An 18012-nucleotide genomic window follows, 5' to 3' on the forward strand; every position below is an offset into this window, starting at 1 on the left:
CTACACCATCAATGTGAGGGACGACCGCTTGCCTTCCAACCAAGCCGCGCGACGCGCGCATCAAACAGCGCCGTAGCTAGCGCGGCTTGGTTGAAGGCCTCAGGGAGCCCGTTACCCCATCTACACACCTCACTCCACCAGCTCCGGCCACGGCACGATCGTCGACTTGACCGTCTTCATCGCCATGGCATCGCTCACGGCCTGTGCGACGCCTGCTTCCGTGAACGGATAGATCGTCTGCATCTTCAGCCAGGGATATTTGTCGCGGGTGCGGTAGAGCATGTCGACGCCCAGCGGCAGATCGTTGCCGGTAAAACCCCAGGAGCCAAGCACGTTGAGGTCCTTGGTGCAGATGCGGTGCCACGAGGTCTCGATCGAGCCGGCATCGGTGAACTGGCCCATCTCCACATAGGTGCCGCCGTCGCGCAGCATCTCGATGCCTTCGGGGCCGGCGGTCGGATGTCCCGAGCAATCCATCACGAGATCAGCGCCGAAGCCGCCGACGATCTCGCGCACGCGCGCGATGCGATCCTGCGGCGATTTGAGCTCGTCGATGTTCACGGTCGCCTCCGCACCGAACTCACGGGCGAGCTTGAGCCGCGGCTCCTCCGGCGCACCGACGCAGATCACGCGCCCTGCCCCCATCTCCCGCGCGGCCGCGACCGCCAGGATGCCGATCGGGCCCGAGCCCTGGATCACCACCGTATCGCCCCAGCTGAAACCGCCGGCGCGGCTCGCGCGGTTGAAGGCGCGGATACAGGACGTGAGCGGCTCGGACAGCGCGCCCAGCCGCAGCGACATGTCGTCGGGCAACTTGTAGATCTTGGTGCCCGGCAGCATGTCGAGATCGACATAGACATATTCGGCCCAGCCGCCCCACATGTGAGGTGGTTTATCGAAGCCGAGATAGCGGCCGTAATAGACCGGCGTCAGGCACTTGTTGGCGGTCTGCGGATAATGGATGCAGTAGTAGCAGCGGCCGCAGGGCATCAGCGGCGGGATCATCACCTTTGATCCGACCTTCAGCGGCTTGCTCATGAAGTCCTCGGTGAATTCCTCGCCGCATTCAACGATGACGCCGCCGAGCTCATGCCCGAGCGTGAACGGCCAGGGCAGCGGCTTCGGCCAATGTCCCTTGAGGATATGCAGGTCGGTGCCGCAGACGCCGCAGGCGCCGATCTTGATCAGCGCGGCCTTGCGGCCGACCTTCGGCCACGGCACGGTGCGGATGACGGGCTCCGAGCCCGGCCCTGCGTGGGTGCAGACGCGGATCTGTTCCATGGCTGTTTCCTCACCGCCCGCCTGTTATGATTGATTGGTGCGCGCTTAAGAGAAGCGTATGTGAGATGCACGATCATGCCAAGGTGCTGTAGCCAGCATGAGCGAAGCGATATGCGGAGACAGCTACCCTGGATATCGCTTCGCTCATCCGGACTACGATCTTGCGGATCAGATGCTGCGCGACGACGCCACATTGTGAACCAGAACACCGGCCAGTTCGAGCCAGGCAAATTTGAAGATCACATGAGACTGCGTTGATCGATCTCATCAACCAGAAGCGAGCTGGCAACGATCTGTCCAAAACGTGCTTCAAGCTCAGGACACAACCTGAATCCAATAGACTAGATTGATCTGACGGGCCTAAGATTTTTCTTCTTACAATACAGTTCTATTTTCTCGACTAAGGCAACACGTTCCTCTCCTTGGATCTTCTTGGGTATCTCATACTCATATCCGTGCGGCGGATTGCGATAGAATTGAATATGGATCATTCTGCCAGCGCCGTCGTACAGGAGCGACTCGCTGCTGCTCCGCCTTATCGTGCTGCCATCAGCAAATTGGTAATTGTTGCTGAGTGGCCCCAAAAGATTGCCAAGGTAGATTGTCATTCTCATCCCTAAGGTATCCGTGTCGTGTTGACTGGGATTCCTCGCAATTAATGCGGAACCGCGTTGCCGGATCTCGACCGCTCAGTGTCCTAATTCTCGACTGGCCAGAAACCGGGAGCCATTGGGCCGTCCGCGGGAACGAGACGCCAACGCGTGCCTGACGACACGTGTTTGAACCATCGCTCGCCGCCGATGACCTGCTGATCGGCGGACATATCAACTTCTTCGGCCACTCCGCTTGCGATCTGTTCGTCCATCCAATTCAAGAAGCGATGTAACTCGCCCGGCGAGGAGAAGCGGCCGATTTTTTCCCAAGGACAACTCATTTATGCATCCGCAAGCTGATTCAGGACGGTCTTTTACATATCAGACCTTGGGGGACCCGGATATCGCTGCGCTCATCCGGGCTCTGGCAGCGACGACCTCAACTCAAGTGTCTTGAGCGATCGCCGGCGAACGTGTAAGGCCCCAAGAGTCCCACCCAGGTGAACGCTTGAACCCCCTCCCCCAAAATCCCATGGCCGCGTCCGGCTCGTTCGCGGCGATGAAGTCCGTGCCCTACCGCCTCCAGTTCGTGGCCTACGTGCTGGCGATGATGGCCGACAACATCGAGCATGTGATCAGCTATTGGGTGGTGTTCCAGAAATTCCATTCGCCAGCGCTGGCGGGCTTTGCCGTGCTGTCGCATTGGCTGCCGTTTCTGCTGTTCTCGGTCGCGGTCGGCGCGCTTGCCGACCGGTTCGATCCGCGCCGCATCATCCAATGCGGCATGCTGCTGTTCATCGTGGCATCAAGCGGTTGGGGCTTCTTCTTCGTCACCGACACGATCGAGATGTGGCACGCCATGGCACTGCTCGTGATCCACGGCTGCGCCGGCGTGCTGTGGCAGACGCCGAACCAGCTCCTGCTCTACGACCTCGTCGGTCCCGCTGACCTGCCGAGCGCGGTGCGGCTGAATGCGATGGCACGCTATCTCGGCATCCTGGTTGGACCTGCCGTCGGCGGCGTCATCATGCTCACGCTCGGCACCTCGCACGGCATCATCTTCAACACGCTGTTCTATCTGCCGATGCTGCTGTGGTTGTTCTGGGCGCCGGTGCGCGACAACAGCGTGGCCGTTCGGCGCTTCGCCGTGCGCGGCATTGCCGACATCATGCTGACCATCCGCGCCATCGGCACCCAGCCGGTCTTGACCGCGATGACGTGGCTCGCCGGCCTCACCTCGTTCATGATCGGCAACGCCTATCACGCCCAGATGCCGGGCTTTGCCGGCGATCTCGGCCACGGCGATCCCGGCGTCTCCTACAGCGTATTGCTCGCGGCGGACGCGGCCGGCGCGCTGCTCGCCGGCATCGCGCTGGAATCCTGGGGGCGGCTCAAGGGCACGCCGCGCACCGCGATCGCGCTCGCGGTGCTCTGGAGCGTGGCGCTGCTCGGCTTCGCCGCGGTGCGGATCTATCCGGTTGCGATCGTGCTGTTGTTTTTTGCAGGCTTCTTCGAGCTGTCCTTCAACACCATGGCGCAGGCACTGGTGCAACTGAACGCGCCGCCCGACATCCGCGGCCGCGTCGTCGGCCTCTCCAACATGGCCGGGCTCGGGATGCGAGCCTTTAGCGGCATCACCGTCGGGGTCTCCGGCGCGGCGATCGGCATTCACTGGTCGCTCGGGCTCTCGGCCGCGGTGCTGCTGGCGCTGCTGTGCCTGCTGTATCAGCGCGCGGCGAGGAAGGCGTAGGGCGCAGCGCAGCGACGCAGTCCGCCGCCCCCCGGCGTCTCCCCAACCGGAGCATCGCCGCGGCAAGCTCGCCTGCCCGCCGCTGATGTGGCTTTTCGAGCGCATTGTTTCTGTCCGTAATCGACGCACGCAATCCTAACGCGGCATTAACCCTATGCACCTTAGGGTCGTCCCGGACTCCGCCCGAGCGGGAGTCAGGTAGTGAAAATGGCGTTGGCGAACAGAAAATTTCTTCCGGCCACCGAGGAACGTCGGCGTTTCCAGCGGGTGAAGGTTCACCTGCTCGGCCGCTATATGCTGCCGGACCGCCGGGAATTCCCCTGCCAGGTGATCAACATGTCGCCGGGCGGGCTGGCGCTGCTCGCGCCGGGCATCGGCAATGTCGGCGACCGCGTGGTCGCCTATCTCGACCATATCGGCCGCGTCGAGGGCAAGATCACCCGCATCATCGACAATGGCTTCGCCATGACGATCGGGGCGACGCCCCGCAAGCGCGACAAGCTCGCCGCCCAGCTTACCTGGCTCGCCAACCGCGACATTCTCAATCTGCCGGAGGATCGCCGCCACGACCGTATCGTGCCGCGCAACCCGATCGCGGTGCTGACGCTCGATGACGGCACCAAGATGACCTGCCGCATCATCGACCTCTCGCTGTCCGGAGCCGCGATCGCCGCGGAGAACCGCCCGTCGTTGAAATCGACGGTTTTCCTCGGCCGGGTCCAGGGCCGCGTGGTCCGAAACCTCGAGGACGGCTTCGCGCTGGAATTCATGCACGAGCAGCCGATCGAGACACTCGAAGAGAGCGTTACCGCGCGGTAAAGCGCGGCAGCGTCAAAACCACTGTATTTTCAGTCGAAAAGGCGGCCTCCGCGACGCGGACGCCGCCTTTTTCATGCGCGCTGATGGGCCTTGCGCGGGTTAACGCGCCGCCTGTTTGCACCCGGAAACGGCAGTTCCGCCAGCGTTTCCGGGTTAATCCCTACAATTTGAATCAATTGCAGTAATATCGAATTTTATGCGAATTCTATTCAAGTATAGATCAAATTCGCCGCTTGTTTTACTTTCATTCGTCTCGACTTGACTTGGCTGACTTAGCGGCAACTCAAAAGCTCCGTGCGAAACGTGGTCCCAACAAGAAACGGGGACCGCAATGTTTGACTTCAGGGGACAGGGAAAAGGGCTGGCGCTGGCCGCCGTGCTCTTCGGGATCAGCGCGGCAGCGCAGGCCGGCGAAAGCCGGCTGCTCTACGCGAGCCTCGGCGACACCGCGCGCGCTCCGATCGGCTGGGTCGAGTTCTGTGCGGACAATGCCGCTCAATGCCAAGGCGGGCCGACGCAGCCGCGCGACATCGTGATGTCGCAGGCCGCATGGCGCGACCTCGTCAAGGTCAATCGCTGGGTCAACGAGACCATCAAGCCTTTGACCGACCAGGAGCACTGGGGCGTGATCGAGAAGTGGTCGCTGCCGACCGACGGCTACGGCGACTGTGAAGACTATGTGCTGTTGAAGCGCAAGATGCTGATGGATGCCGGTTGGCCGCGCGAGGCCCTGCTCATCACGGTCGTGCGCGACAAGAAGGGCGAAGGACACGCGGTCCTGACGGTGAAGACCGACAAGGGCGAGTTCGTTCTCGACAATCAGAACGAGAGCGTCGTTGCCTGGACGGAGACCGGCTACCGCTTCGTCAAGCGCCAGTCGCAGGGCGATCCCAACGTCTGGGTCTCGCTCGGCGATACCAAGCCGGCGGTCGCCACCGCCAGCGCGAAAAATCAGTAGTTACCAAGGAACGAGTTACGCGGCCCGGTCACATCCCCACCCCTCCCCGTCCCAGACCGGTTCGCGCGCGGCCAGCCATCCCCCAATGGCTGGCCGCAACTTTTTTGGGAACGCGAGACGCGGTCAATCCTGCTCGGCTTGCCGCGACCACGGCGCGCGCGCGGCGGTGAAATCGCGCCATGTGCTTTGCAAGGCGGGCTGCACGCCGACCGATGCACGCGCCTGCCAGCCGGCGATCGCTGCCGCGGCGACTGCGCTATCGGGCTCGGTACCGAGCCCGTCGAGCAATGAGGCGGTGACCGCCATGTCGTTGAAGGCGCCGAGTTCCTCCTGCAAACCGGCAAGCCTGCGCGAGAAGCGTCGCACGGACTTGCGATCCTCGAACAGCGGCAGCAGGAACTCGCTGAGATAGCGCAGCCGCTTGGTCGCGAGCCGCACCCGGTGCAGCTCTTCCGCGGAAAGCGATTTGAAACGGCGCCCGCGCTTGAGCACCTTGGCATACTGCGCCGACAAAACGCGCTGCGCGAAGTTGACGGCGGGTTCGGCGAGCTGGCCGAGGTCTTCGGCGGCGACGCCGTTGCGCCAGCCTCGCGTCTCGATCCAGCCACCGAGGCCGATCAGAAAAATGGCGCAGCGGCGATCATCGAGCGCACGATGCGCCTTGCGATAGGCGTCCGACTGGCATTTGGCCGCAGCCCGGCCCAGCGCATCGAAGCCGGCGACCGAAGGACAGGCTTTTGCGATCGTCGGCAAGGTCTCGAGCTGGAACACATCCCAGTCACGCGCGGCGGACAGGTCTTGCGCCAGCCATCTTGCTTCCGACCGCAGCATGTCGAGATTGCTGAGTGCGCCCGCCGATCGCATCAGATCAAGCGCCGATCGCAGCCGACGCAGCGCAACGCGAAGCTGATGCACGCCTTCCGGATTGCGGCCGTCCTCGGCCGCCGGCAGCGATTGAAGCAGATGGAGGAAGCAGGAGCGCAGGATCGTGGCGAAGGCCTCGTCGAGCGCAACAGAAGGATCGAGACGAGGCTTGCTCGGCCGGCGTACCGATGGCGGCGTGCCTGCGGCAAGGTCGAAGCCGCGCGCCGACTTGCTGTGGATCGAGGGCTTCACCGCCCCGTGCTCCGCAAGCCGCAGCGCGATCTCGTAGATCGTGCTCGCGCTGCCGCTCTTGAGCTCCAGTTCGATTTCGCTCACCGGCATCGAGTGATCACCGGCCGTCAGCACGCCCTGATCGAAGGCGATCTCGACCGTGCCGGACGGCAGATCGACGATGCGCGCGTGCCGATGGATATCGGCCGTGAAGACGGCCTCGAGCGACTGCGCCTCGAGACGGCCGCGGAGCTTCTCCGGAATGAAAGGCATCGCGAGCGCAAGATCCGGTGCAAGCGACGGCACGCCCGCCTCCCACTCGCCACGGTGCAGCGGATCGTCCGCGGTATCGGTCTTCACGGTCTGCACGAAGCGCGCACCGCTCTGACGCACGCGCAAGCTCAATCCGTTGCGCCGAAGCGTGCGCTCCGGCGTGTCATAATAGATCGACTTGAGATGCTTGCGCGTGCCCTTGTTGCGCGCGTTGGTCGCAATGATTGGCGCGGCGTTGAAATGCGCCATGCGATCGGCATCAACGAGAAGCTTGAGTTCGATCTCGCCCGCAGGGCGCGCGGCAGCGTTCGACGATGACGGCTCGGGTACAGGCGTCGTGTCTTGCGATGGCGTCTGATCAATCACAGCGCCCTCGACGATCGTTGCTTCCGCGCCGGGCTCGGCCGCTTCACGTTGCCTGAGAAAACCGGGCACGTATTGTGTTCTCTTGTTGTCCTTTGGGACAAAATTCCTATCCGGCGCGCTGGGTGTCTTGCGGGCCGGCGTTGCATCTGACTTGAGCATTTACCGTGACATTACAGTTCGATGACAGAGCAACAGCATATAGCCGGTGCGGCCCGCGCGGAATAGTAACGTTACGCGGCACCGCGTGATCGCCCGCACAACGCTCCGAATGCGACAATCAGGCAAAGTTTGTCACAATCCGACTTGACCTTGCGAATTTAATTGCCGCTGAGCGCGGCAAGTGATCGAATTGATAGCGAGTCTCGCCGTTCTCGAAACCGAGATGAACGCGTCAGCGAGTTTGACTCATGTTAGCCGAGAAATTCTTTCTGGTCCTGGAGACACTTCGAAGTCACGCCTCAGACGACAGGCCCGAAATTGTGACAAGCCCTGCGCGGCCTCCTGCAGTTCCGGAGATCGCAACGGGTTCGCGACAAAGAAAGCCGGTTCCTGACAATCAGGACTAGAAGCGCTCCAATTTCGCGGGACGACGCCTGAACATGCGCGCGTCAGTGCGCGAGCATGTTCTTGTAGATCCTGCCGCCTTTCATGATCACCACGAAGTTTCTTGCGGGATCTTCGACCAGCCTGACGTTGTCGAGCGGATTGCCGTCGACCAGCAGAAGATCGGCGAACGCGCCCTCCTCCACGACGCCGAGCTTGCCCGGGTAGGGATTTCGCTTGCCCGACAGGCTCAGGAGTTCGGCATTCGTCCCCGTCGCCATGATCAGCGCTTCGGCCGGTGTGTACCAGCGCGTGAGCGCGCTCAGCATCGCGCCCTGCTTGTCCGCCAGCGCCTTCGAGAACAGGATGTCGGTGCCGAACGCGGTCTTGATGCGGTACTTTTTCGCCAGCGCATAGACGCGGTCAGTGCCAGTAACCACCTGCCGCATCTTGTCCTGCTCCGCGGGCCCAAGCCCGGCAGCCATGGAGAGATCCAGGAACGGTTGCGTGCTGAGCCAGATCCCTTTCTCCGCCATCAGCTGCGCCGACGCCTCGTCCATGAGGTGACCATGCTCGATGCATCTGACGCCGGCTGCGATCGAGCGCTGGATCGCGACCGGCGTATAGGCGTGCGTGGCAACGTAGGTGCCCCAATTGTCGGCCGCTTCGACGGCTGCGCGGAGCTCGGGCTCGGTGAAGGTAGAGACATCGAGCGGGCTGAAGGGCGATGCGACGCCGCCGCCCGCCGTGAGCTTGACCTGCGAAGCACCCTGCATGAGCTGCTCGCGCGCGCGCACGCGGACCTCGTCAGGACTGTCGGCGACCATGCTGCCGCCGATCCGTTCCATGCGGCTCAGCATCCCGCCGATGGTGCGCGGCAGATCGGAGAGCTGGCGGAAGTCGCCGTGACCGCCGGTGATGGTGATCACGGCGCCGGACGGATAGACGCGCGGTCCGGCAACGAGGTCCTCGTCGATGGCCTGCTTCAGCCCGAAGGCAGGACCGCCCATGTCGCGCACGGTGGTGAAGCCGCGCATCAGCGTCGCCGTCGCTTCTGCCGCGGCGAGCAAATTGTTGTAGCCGACGTCGCCCGCGAGCGCGGCCATCGGTGTCGGCCGCACCATCATCGCATGCCAGTGCGCATCGATCAGCCCCGGCATCAGCACGCGGCCACCACCGTCGATCACTTGGCCGGTCACTTGGCCGGTGGCCGCGATGTCGCCAGCCGAAATCTTCTCGATCGTCTTGTTCCTGACAAGTACGTTGGACGGCGCGGAGAGCGCGCTGGCCTTGCCGTCAAATATCCGAACATTGCGGAACAGGACGACGGAGTCCTGTTGCGCCGATGCCGGTGACAGGAGACCGAAGGCTATTCCAATGAACGCAAGCAATGTAGCGGCCCGCAAGGGCCCCGACTGCGTCGACCTCGACATGCCCAATCCCCCGCCCGCTACGCAGTTCTGGCCACGGGCAGCCAGGCGAAAGTCAGCCACCCGATGCCGTGGGAGAAGAGATCGATGCCGAGCAGCACACCGAGCACCCAGAGCCCGGTCATGGGAAAGCCGGTGAGGATGACGAGCCCCGCGAGAACACCAAACGCGCCGGACGCGAGCATGATCCCGCCGCCCCGCTGCCAGCGGCCGATACCGATCAACATGCGCACGGCGCCGGAGACGAGGAGTGCAAGGCCGAGCACATAGGTAAGCACCAACGCACCGGTCACCGGTTGGCTGATGAGAACGATGCCAAAGGCGATGTAGAGAATGCCGAGCAGCACCTGCCACACGAACCCGCCCCATCCCTTGGTCCAGAATGCGTGGAAGACCTCGAAGGCGCCGATGGCGATCGCCATCCAGCCGATGAACAGCGCGCTGACCACGGTGAAGAACGCGACATCGCCCAGCACCAGCAATCCCGTGAGCATCATGAAGAGCCCCAACAGCACGCAGATCCAGCGGGGCGGTTGCGGCAGGCCGGTCGCCCCCCTCGGCGCGCTATGGTCGTAGGTCGTCATGTCTTCCTCCCTTGATCATCTCCAGCGTCAGCTTTCGCGACGTCCCCTGCCCCGTTTTTCCAACTCACGTGCTTGCAGCAGACTGATCGCTTGGAATCTCGCCCGGCAGATAGCCGGGAAGCCGTCCGGCCGGGATGATCGCGGTCAGCGCGAGGCCTGCCATGATGAGCAGCCCAATCTTCAGCGCACGCAACCGCGCCTCGGTGTTCACCCGCACGGCTTCCGCGACCTGTTGTGGCGACCCGCTCGTGCCTTCCAGCACGCTGCGCAGGCGCTCGTTGCTGACGAAGGTGATGTTGTCGAGATCAATCTGAGCCTGAAGCTCCGGCGTGAGCACGGGACTCGCCGTGATCTTGCCGAGCGCGATGGTGCTGAGCAGGCCGACCAGAAGCGCTCCTGCCACCGCCGTTCCGACCGCAGACGCCAGATTCTGCGTCGTACCGCGCAAGGACCCGACATCACCGGCGAGCGTCTTCGGCGATGCCGTCACCAGGACGTTGAACAGCAAGGTCACCAGCGAGCCCTGGCCGATGCCGAACAGGACGAGCCCGAGCAGGACGGGAACCTCGCTCCAGTCGTTGCGCACGACGAAGGCGAGCCACACCAGCCCGACGGTGCAGAACGCAAAGCCGTAGCGGCCGATCTGGCGCGGCGTCAGCCGGTCGTAGACATTGACGATCAGCATCGCGGAGAAGAAGACCGTGAGGTTGAACGGCATCATCGCGATCGCGGTGGCAAGCGGCGTCCGCCCCTGCACGATCTGGATGTAGAGCGGCACGGTAAAGTTCAAGGCAGCCTCCAGCGCCACCACCGCGAACAGCGCATAGACGGCGCAACGTTCTTCCGGCGAGTCGATCACCGCAAGCGCCAAAAGCGGCGTCTTGCCCGCCGCCTGCCGCCGGTGCGTCCACGTCAGGAATGCCTGGCCCAGCACGATGCCGAGCACGATCATGACCGGTGCGGGCGACAGACCAAGCAGATCGAACGGCGCGTTCGCCGTCGCAACCGCGAGGCCCCAGCCGTTCAGATTGTTAAAGCCGAAGCTGATGAGGATGATCGCACTGGCAGCGAGCGCGACGCCAACGAGGTCGATCTGCACATCCGGCCGGCCCCGATCGGGCTTGAGGCGGAAGCTCATCAGAAACGCGATGGCGGACGCCGCAATCAGGACGCCGAATGCCGGCCGCCAGCCGATGTAGGTCCCCAGCACGCCGCCGATGATGAAGGCCAGGACGCCCGCGGCCGCACGCGCCGAACCGAGCGCGCCCAGCGCGGTCGCCTGCTGCCGGCCGGCATAGTTCTCGGCAATCAACGCAACGAGCGAGGGAACGATTATCGCGCCGGCTGCGCCGCAGAGTGCCTGCGCCGAAATCATGACGGCAGCCGACGGACTGAATGTCATCATGATCTGCGAGACGAAAAAGAGCGCGACCGCGCCGCGGAACACCTGCAACGCACCAAAGCGCTGGGCGAGCTTGGCGCCGAGCATCACAAACCCCGCGACCAGCATGCCGTATGCCACAATGCCTGTCGCGACCGTGGTTGGCGCAACGCCGAAGCTTGCGACCATGCCGCCCATCGCGACCGGCAGCGAAGCGACATTGTACGACATGATCATCTGGCCGAGCGCGATCGCGATCATGGGAACCCAGGACGCCCGCTCCTCCTGGTGAATACCGCCGATCGACACTGTCTGCGTGGCCATGACGTCCTCCGACTTGATCGGCACTGCGACCGGTCAGGGCCCAGGCGCCCCCGATCTCTTCTTGAGCATTCATTCTTCCGGTTGCGATACGAACAAATCCATGCCGAGCCGCTGCGACAGGAACTTTGCGGCGAGCTGTCCCCGTACGCTGTTGCCGGCAGCATCGAGCGGTGGCGCAAAAGTGCCGAAGCCGCCCTTGCCGGGCGATACTGCGACAATGCCGCCGCCGATCCCGCTCTTGCCGGGCAGGCCGATGTCGTAGAGCCAGTCGCCGGAAGTCTCATACAGCCCGGCCGTGATCATCACGGCGAGCGCGTAGTGGCAGACCGAGGCATCGACTACGCGCTGCTTGGTCACCGGGTTGACGCCGCCATCGGCCAGGGTCGCGCCCATCACGGCGAGGTCGCGCGCGCTCACATTGAGCGAACACTGCCGCGTGTAGAGATCGGTCGCTTCCTTTGCATCGCAATAGATGCGGTCGTAGCTCTCGAGGAGCCGCGCGATGCTGCGGTTGCGGAAATTGGTCTGCGACGCCGACGCATAGACCTCGTCGTTAAGCGGCAGCTTGCGGCCAGCAAAACGCGAGAGCCCATCATGGATGAATTCCCAGCGCGCCGCGGCGGTGGCGCCCGGCGCAAGGCTGGTCGTCGCAATTGCCCCGGCATTCACCATCGGGTTGGTGCGGCCGCTGCCCTGCTCGATCGCGGCGAGCGAATTGAACGGAAGCCCGGTCGCATTCGCGCCGAGCTTGGCGCGCGCCTCTTCCGGCCCGATGGTCTCGCAGACCAGCGCGAACAGGAACGGTTTCGACACGCTCATGATGGTGAATTCGTAGTCGACGTCGCCGGCACCGTAGACCTGCCCGCTGGTTCCGACGACACAGACGCCGAACAGCTCACTCGGGACGCGCGCGAGCGCAGGGTATACTTGCGAGTTGGCTCCGTCGTGAATTGACTTGAACCGTCGCTGTGCCTCGTTCACCAGCGACTGTACGGTTTCCGGACCGGGCAAGTGGCCGGTCGAGACATACGCCGTCTCTCGTTCGTCAGCCAGAGATCGCGCCATGGCACCACTCCGCAGAACGGATTCAACTGACGTCAGCTCCGTTCTAGAATCCGACGCGCACACCTAAGTTGATTCTGTTGGCCGTGGAGAGTCAATTTTCAACCCTAAGGCGATTTTGCAGCCCTGCCATACTACCCCATCGAAAATACCGCGAGCGCGTTTCAAAACAGCAATTTCCTACAAATACGTAAGCGATACTGTCTCGCTTTCCCCGGACTCCAATCAAAAGACGGATAGCGAATTCGGCCAGGGATCAACGACAGATTGCAACTGCGTCGAACGGGGGTACGATCCGGCGTGGCCTGCGCGACGGGAGATCATGGGGCGCGAGCGAACTTTGACGGCGGGCCCGACATCAAGGAGACAAAGCGCAACATGGTGGCACAAACGAGTGACGGATACGTTCTGCTGACCAAGAAGCTCGGCGGACTCTTCGCGATCATCATCGGATGCCTGCTGACCGCGGTCGGCGTGACATTCGAATCCACGGGCACGACGATTTTGGGCGTACTGTTTCTAGCGCTGGGCGCTGCCCTGCTCGTGCTCAAGATCATCAGGCGAAACCAGGGAGCGCCGCCGGCCTAGGCAGCGTCCGCTCAAGCGCCGAGTACGTCCGCGAGCCGCAGCTCGTCGGCGGCGGAGTCCTTGAGGAATAGCTCAGCCTCGATCTCGCGAAGATGCGACAGCATTTGCGCGCGCGCAGCCTGCTTGTCGCGCTTGCGGATCGCGGCAACGATGCCGGCGTGATGATCGTTGCCGCAGGCCGGCGCGTCGTGGCGGCGGTAGAGCAGGATGATGAGCGAAGAGCGCGCGATCAGCTCCTTCAGGAAGCCGAGATAGATGCTGTGGCCGGACATCTCGGCGACGAGCCCGTGAAACTCGCCGGAGAGCCGCACCGAAGCGCGCGCGTCGCCACGCAACTCCGCCTCACGCTCCTCGGTCAGATGCTGCTGCAGGCGATCGATCCAGGCTGGCGACGCCGCGTCGATTGCGTGGTCGACGATGGTGGGCTCGATCAGGCGCCGCGCCTCGAACACTTCGCGCGCGTCCGCGGGCGTGGGCCGCGCGACAAAGGCGCCGCGGTTCTTCTCGATGTTGACGATGCCCTCATGCGCGAGCTGCTGGAGTGCGGTGCGGACCAGCGTGCGGCTCGCGCCGTAGATCTCGCCGATCTCATCCTCGCCGAGCTTGGTGCCCGGCAGCAGGCGATGTTCGAGGATCGCCGCAGTCACCCCCTCCCTGATGCGGCTGACGCGATCGCTCGCATCAGGCGCGTCGGATTTCGGTCGGATCTTGGCGGCCATGGGTTTGAGGGCTCGATCGGCGACATCAGGCCTGCGATGTTAGTCGACGAGCTGTATCCAATCACAGGCGAAACTTTATACAATCCGCGCCCGCTTTGTGTGCAGGTGTCCGCGCATGCGGCGGGCAGCCCGGATGCTCCGGATTCGATCTAACGACCTGACTCCGCTGCACAGTTTTGGAATTCGGCCTGCCGAGGGCTTTTGGCACGGACCTTGCGGAGAGAGGTGAAGCATCGCTCCTCTCGCGGACACGCCATGGCCACTCCCGCCGCTCTCGAACTGGTCGCCGTCACCAAGCGCTACGACGCCACGCTCGCGGTCGACAGCGTCAATCTGAAGATCCCCGCCGGCACCTATTGCTGCCTGCTCGGCCCCTCCGGCTGCGGCAAGACCTCGACCTTGCGGATGATCGCGGGCCATGAGGCGGTCAGCGCGGGCGACATCATCCTGGGCCCGCAGAACGTCACCGATCTCGAACCCGCCAAGCGCGGCACGGCAATGATGTTCCAGTCCTATGCGCTGTTTCCGCACCTGACCGTGCTCGACAATGTTGCATTCGCCCTGAAAATGCGCGGCGTCGACCGCGCTATCAGGCACAAGCGCGCCGGTGAGCTGCTGGAGCTCGTCGCCATGAGCCCCTATGCGGGCCGGCTACCGGCGCAGCTCTCCGGCGGCCAGCAGCAGCGCGTCGCGATCGCGCGTGCGCTCGCGATGCAGCCCAAGGCGATCCTGTTCGACGAGCCGACCTCGGCGCTCGATCCCGAGCTCGTCGGCGACGTCCTGGGCGTCATGCGCAAGCTCGCCGACGAAGGCATGACGATGGTCGTCGTCACCCACGAGATGGGCTTTGCCCGCGACGTCGCCGACCGCGTGCTGTTCATCGACGGCGGCGTCATCGTCGAGCAGGGGCCGGCCAAGGCGCTGCTCAATCAACCCCAGCATCCGCGCACGCAGGACTTTCTGCGACGCGTGCTGCATCCGCTCTGACCGGTCTTCGCCATGAATGCGCGCCTGCCCCTGCCGCCCTCGCTCTATGCCGACACAGCCGTTGCGCCGGTTGCCACGCCGCCGCTCGATGGTGACAAGACCGTCTCCGTCGCGATCGTCGGCGGTGGCTACACCGGCCTGTCCACTGCGTTGCATCTGGCGGAGCAGGGCGTCGAGGCACTGGTGCTTGAGGCGCAGGAGCCGGGCTGGGGCGCGTCGGGTAACAATGGCGGCCACACCAATCCCGGCCTGAAGCACGATCCCGATCAGATCGAAGCCGATTTCGGCGCCGATCTCGGCCGCCGCATGATCGACTTCTCCTACGGGACTACCAACTTCACGCATGAGCTGATCCGTCGTTACCAGATCCCATGCGAGGCGCGGCAGAACGGAACGTTGCGGGCGGCCTATAACGAGGCCAGCGCCGCCGCGATCGAGAAGACGGCGCAGCAATGTATCCGCCGCGGCATGCCGGTGACGTACCTGAACCGCGAGCAAGTGCGCGAGATGACCGGCACCGACCGCTACATCGGCGCCATGCTCGACGCACGCGGCGGCGACCTGCATCCCCTCAGCTACGCTCGTGGTCTTGCGCGTGCTGCCATCTCGGCAGGCGCGAAAGTTCATGGCGAGACGCCGGCGTTGTCACTCCGCCGCGACGGCGCGCGCTGGCGCATCGAGACGCCGCGTGCGATCGTGCATGCCGAAAAAGTGCTGCTTGCCACCAACGGTTTTACCGATGATCTCTGGCCGGCGCTACGACGCACCATCGTGCCGGTGTTTTCCTCAATCGCCGCGACCGCGCCGCTCTCGGACGAGGTCGCCCGCTCGATCATGCCGACGCGTCCTGTTCTCTACGAGAGCGGCCACATCACAGTCTATTACCGCATCGATCAGCATAACCGCCTCTTGATGGGCGGCCGCGGCCCGATGCGCTGGATCAAGTCGCCGTCCGACGTCGCCTATCTCATCCGCTACGCCGAGCGGCTCTGGCCGCAGATCAAGGGCGTTGCCTGGACCCATGGCTGGAACAGCCGCCTCGCCATCACCAAGGATCACTATCCTCATGTTCACGAGCCGGCGGAGAACATCCTGATCTCGCTCGGCTGCAATGGCCGCGGTGTCGCGCTCTCGACCGCGATGGGCGCACAGCTTGCACGCCGCCTGATCGGCGGCGCCAAGGCCGAGATCGACATGCCCGTCACCGGTATCAAGCCAATCCCGATGCACGCGTTCTGGCCGGTGGGTGTGACGACTGCCGTGATCGCGGGCCGTGTGCGCGACCGGCTGGGGATATGAAAAAGGCGCCACCCGGTCAGGGGCGGCGCCTCGCATGAGTTGAGGTGGGGCGTTAGCAGCGGCCCTGTTTCCACAGTCCGGGCGGGCACCCGCCGCCGCGCCAACCAACCTTGCGCCCGTGATACCATCCGGACGGCACGCCATGGCGATGTCCATGGTATCCGCCGTGGTGGCCATGACCGTGACCGCCCTTGGCAAATGCCGTGCTCGGCATCGTGAAGCCGGCCGCGACGATCAATGTTGCGGCGAGCGCAAGCTTCTTCATCCTAAATCTCTCCTCTTAGGCACGCATATGCCCGTTCGATGAACGGACATCGATCGCGGTGTCGCGCGCAAATATGGAGGAGTAGTGGCGCTCAGCCCTCCGCCACCGCGTCGGCCCAAGGCTGGAAGATCTCGACCGCGCCGGAATTGACGTCGCCCTCGCGCATCACCACGCTCGGGCAGGCAAACTTTGGCGGCAAAGCCTGCACCCGGCTCTCTTCATAGTCGAAGCGCGCGGCCAGCGTCTTGCGCGCTTCTGCCGGCAGTCTGATATCGCCAATCACGATCGCGCCTTCGCTGGCGTCGATGCGCGGCTGGTGGATGGCGGCATCGAGGTCCATGCCGAAGTCCATCGCAAAGGACACCAGCTGCATGACTGAAGGCAGGATGCGGCGGCCGCCGGAGGCGCCGACCGCGAGCCGCTTGCCGTCCTTCGTCTCGGCAATGACAGGCGTGTAGTTGCAGAGGCAGCGCTTGCCGGGGGCGAGCGAGTTGGTGGTGCCCGGCGTCGGGTCGAACCACATGATGCCGTTGTTCATGGGGATGCCGGTGTGCGGCGTCACGTATTTCGAGCCGAAGGATGAGAGCAGCGTCTGCGTCACCGCCGCGATGTTGCCGTGGCGGTCGACCACTGAGAAATGCGTGGTGCAGGAGGGCGCCAGATATTCGGCGCCGAGCGAGCGTTTCCCGTCGGCATCGCCCATGTCGTTGAGCCGTTCGCGGAAGGCCGCTTGCAGGGCGAGCGCATATTCGGTGTAGGCGGCTGCGTCGGGCGTGCCTGCCGGCTTCAAATTCTGCTGCAACAGGCGCAGCGCATGCGCCATTGTCGGCCCGGCCGTAAGCTCCGGCGTCGCAAACACCTTGCCGCCGCGATAGGGGATCGCGAGCGGCTCGCGCAGATGGGCGCGGAAGGCGGCGAGATCCTCCACCGACAGCGATCCGCCGTCGGCCTTGATGTCGGATGCGATGCTCTTGGCGAGATCGCCCTGGTAGAAGTCGCGCGGTCCGGCTTCGGCAAGGTGCGACAGCGTCGCCTTCAACGTGTCCTGCGGCAGCCGCGTCTCGGACTTGACGCCCCATGGCGCGCTCGGTGGCAGGCCGTCCTTCAGGAAAGATGCCGCGCTCGCGGGATAGCGCCGAAGATCGGCGGCGGAGCCCGTGATCATCAGCGTGGTCCACCAATCGACCAGAAGGCCTTCGCCGGCGAGCGCGGCTGCCGGCGCGACAAGGTCCTTCCACGGCAGCCTGGCGTGGCGGCGATGCGCCTCCTCCATGCCGGCGACGACACCGGGCACGGCGATCGAGCCGGGGCCGTGGATGTTGCGGTCGCCCTTCACCCGCGGCCAGGGAAAGAGATCGGAGGCTGCGCCCTCGCCGCTGAGGGGATAGTCGGCAGCGCGCAGGCTCTGCGGGGCGCACATTCCGTAGTCGATCACCTCGTAGCGATTTTCCTTGGCGCGGTAGAGCACCATCGCGCCGCCGCCGCCGATACCGCTGTTCCAGGGCTCGAGCACGTTCAGCGCGAAAGTAGTCGCGACGATCGCGTCCACGCAGTCGCCGCCCGCCGCCAGGACTTGCGCCCCCACTTCGGCCGCCCGGCGCGACTGCCCGGCGACGATGCCGCCCTTGGACTTGACGGCGGGTTTGCGGACGGTTTGGGCGAGGCTGAACTGATGAGGCATGATGTTGTCTTGAT

The 18012-nt window shown here is 64.2% G+C and carries 15 protein-coding genes; 6 read left to right on the forward strand and 9 right to left on the reverse strand.

Features of this window, described 5'->3' with window-relative positions; genetic code table 11:
• Positions 1–129: 129 nt before the first annotated feature.
• Positions 130–1281: a zinc-binding dehydrogenase gene (locus AC630_RS22695; protein WP_074120677.1), complete on the reverse strand. Its 1152-nt coding sequence runs from the start codon at positions 1279–1281 to the stop codon at positions 130–132.
• A 1125-nt stretch (positions 1282–2406) separates the two neighbouring features.
• Here AC630_RS22695 and AC630_RS22705 point away from each other — a divergent pair.
• From AC630_RS22705 to AC630_RS22715, 3 genes are all read left to right on the forward strand, one after another.
• Positions 2407–3624: an MFS transporter gene (locus tag AC630_RS22705; RefSeq protein ID WP_074120679.1), complete on the forward strand. Its 1218-nt coding sequence runs from the start codon at positions 2407–2409 to the stop codon at positions 3622–3624.
• Positions 3625–3831: 207 nt separating this feature from the next.
• The gene (locus AC630_RS22710) at positions 3832–4443 is read left to right on the forward strand and encodes a PilZ domain-containing protein (protein ID WP_074120680.1); all 612 of its coding nucleotides are present in this window, start codon (positions 3832–3834) and stop codon (positions 4441–4443) included.
• A gap of 331 nt (positions 4444–4774) precedes the next feature.
• Entirely contained in the window at positions 4775–5401 is a 627-nt protein-coding gene (locus AC630_RS22715; protein WP_074120681.1) for a transglutaminase-like cysteine peptidase, read from the forward strand.
• A gap of 123 nt (positions 5402–5524) precedes the next feature.
• Here AC630_RS22715 and AC630_RS22720 read toward each other — a convergent pair whose 3' ends face one another.
• The 5 genes from AC630_RS22720 to glsA form a co-directional block, all read right to left on the reverse strand.
• Positions 5525–7294 (reverse strand): CYTH and CHAD domain-containing protein, encoded by a 1770-nt coding sequence (locus AC630_RS22720; protein WP_074120682.1) that lies wholly within the window; start codon positions 7292–7294, stop codon positions 5525–5527.
• A gap of 449 nt (positions 7295–7743) precedes the next feature.
• Complete coding sequence (locus AC630_RS22725) at positions 7744–9111, reverse strand: metal-dependent hydrolase family protein (protein ID WP_074120683.1); 1368 nt, start codon at positions 9109–9111, stop codon at positions 7744–7746.
• Positions 9112–9128: 17 nt separating this feature from the next.
• Positions 9129–9692, reverse strand: coding sequence for an HdeD family acid-resistance protein (locus AC630_RS22730; protein ID WP_074120684.1), 564 nt, complete (start codon positions 9690–9692; stop codon positions 9129–9131).
• 64 nt (positions 9693–9756) lie between these two features.
• Entirely contained in the window at positions 9757–11397 is a 1641-nt protein-coding gene (locus tag AC630_RS22735; protein ID WP_245330488.1) for an MFS transporter, read from the reverse strand.
• Between the two features lie 69 nt (positions 11398–11466).
• On the reverse strand, positions 11467–12462 hold the full coding sequence (glsA, locus tag AC630_RS22740; RefSeq protein ID WP_074120685.1) for a glutaminase A: 996 nt from the start codon (positions 12460–12462) through the stop codon (positions 11467–11469).
• A 375-nt stretch (positions 12463–12837) separates the two neighbouring features.
• On the opposite strand from glsA, the gene AC630_RS22745 reads away from it, so the two are divergent.
• Positions 12838–13047 (forward strand): hypothetical protein, encoded by a 210-nt coding sequence (locus tag AC630_RS22745; protein ID WP_074120710.1) that lies wholly within the window; start codon positions 12838–12840, stop codon positions 13045–13047.
• An 11-nt stretch (positions 13048–13058) separates the two neighbouring features.
• Here the strand turns inward: AC630_RS22745 and AC630_RS22750 are convergent, their stop codons facing one another.
• Positions 13059–13766, reverse strand: coding sequence for a GntR family transcriptional regulator (locus AC630_RS22750; RefSeq protein WP_074120686.1), 708 nt, complete (start codon positions 13764–13766; stop codon positions 13059–13061).
• 255 nt (positions 13767–14021) lie between these two features.
• Here AC630_RS22750 and AC630_RS42945 point away from each other — a divergent pair, with 255 nt between their 5' ends.
• Together AC630_RS42945 and AC630_RS22765 are read left to right on the forward strand one after the other, a co-directional pair.
• Positions 14022–14753, forward strand: coding sequence for an amino acid ABC transporter ATP-binding protein (locus AC630_RS42945; protein ID WP_083636350.1), 732 nt, complete (start codon positions 14022–14024; stop codon positions 14751–14753).
• Between the two features lie 12 nt (positions 14754–14765).
• Complete coding sequence (locus AC630_RS22765; protein ID WP_074120687.1) at positions 14766–16052, forward strand: NAD(P)/FAD-dependent oxidoreductase; 1287 nt, start codon at positions 14766–14768, stop codon at positions 16050–16052.
• Positions 16053–16104: 52 nt separating this feature from the next.
• Here the strand turns inward: AC630_RS22765 and AC630_RS22770 are convergent, their stop codons facing one another.
• The gene (locus AC630_RS22770) at positions 16105–16317 is read right to left on the reverse strand and encodes a hypothetical protein (RefSeq protein ID WP_074120688.1); all 213 of its coding nucleotides are present in this window, start codon (positions 16315–16317) and stop codon (positions 16105–16107) included.
• 91 nt (positions 16318–16408) lie between these two features.
• Positions 16409–17998 carry a gamma-glutamyltransferase family protein gene (locus AC630_RS22775; RefSeq protein ID WP_074120712.1) on the reverse strand — a complete coding sequence of 530 codons (1590 nt, stop codon included), beginning with the start codon at positions 17996–17998 and terminating at the stop codon, positions 16409–16411.
• Positions 17999–18012 lie beyond the last annotated feature (14 nt).

The organism is Bradyrhizobium sp. AS23.2 (genome assembly GCF_001908185.1).
Lineage (GTDB): Bacteria > Pseudomonadota > Alphaproteobacteria > Rhizobiales > Xanthobacteraceae > Bradyrhizobium.

Excerpts from the sequence above, each read along its gene's own strand:
- AC630_RS22695 (WP_074120677.1), bottom strand. The coding sequence starts at position 1,281 with ATGGAACAGATCCGCGTCTGCACCCACGCAGGGCCGGGCTCGGAGCCC.
- AC630_RS22705 (WP_074120679.1), top strand. The coding sequence starts at position 2,407 with ATGGCCGCGTCCGGCTCGTTCGCGGCGATGAAGTCCGTGCCCTACCGC.
- AC630_RS22710 (WP_074120680.1), top strand. The coding sequence starts at position 3,832 with ATGGCGTTGGCGAACAGAAAATTTCTTCCGGCCACCGAGGAACGTCGG.
- AC630_RS22715 (WP_074120681.1), top strand. The coding sequence starts at position 4,775 with ATGTTTGACTTCAGGGGACAGGGAAAAGGGCTGGCGCTGGCCGCCGTG.
- AC630_RS22720 (WP_074120682.1), bottom strand. The coding sequence starts at position 7,294 with ATGCTCAAGTCAGATGCAACGCCGGCCCGCAAGACACCCAGCGCGCCG.
- AC630_RS22725 (WP_074120683.1), bottom strand. The coding sequence starts at position 9,111 with ATGTCGAGGTCGACGCAGTCGGGGCCCTTGCGGGCCGCTACATTGCTT.
- AC630_RS22730 (WP_074120684.1), bottom strand. The coding sequence starts at position 9,692 with ATGACGACCTACGACCATAGCGCGCCGAGGGGGGCGACCGGCCTGCCG.
- AC630_RS22735 (WP_245330488.1), bottom strand. The coding sequence starts at position 11,397 with ATGGCCACGCAGACAGTGTCGATCGGCGGTATTCACCAGGAGGAGCGG.
- glsA (WP_074120685.1), bottom strand. The coding sequence starts at position 12,462 with ATGGCGCGATCTCTGGCTGACGAACGAGAGACGGCGTATGTCTCGACC.
- AC630_RS22745 (WP_074120710.1), top strand. The coding sequence starts at position 12,838 with ATGGTGGCACAAACGAGTGACGGATACGTTCTGCTGACCAAGAAGCTC.
- AC630_RS22750 (WP_074120686.1), bottom strand. The coding sequence starts at position 13,766 with ATGGCCGCCAAGATCCGACCGAAATCCGACGCGCCTGATGCGAGCGAT.
- AC630_RS42945 (WP_083636350.1), top strand. The coding sequence starts at position 14,022 with ATGGCCACTCCCGCCGCTCTCGAACTGGTCGCCGTCACCAAGCGCTAC.
- AC630_RS22765 (WP_074120687.1), top strand. The coding sequence starts at position 14,766 with ATGAATGCGCGCCTGCCCCTGCCGCCCTCGCTCTATGCCGACACAGCC.
- AC630_RS22770 (WP_074120688.1), bottom strand. The coding sequence starts at position 16,317 with ATGAAGAAGCTTGCGCTCGCCGCAACATTGATCGTCGCGGCCGGCTTC.
- AC630_RS22775 (WP_074120712.1), bottom strand. The coding sequence starts at position 17,998 with ATGCCTCATCAGTTCAGCCTCGCCCAAACCGTCCGCAAACCCGCCGTC.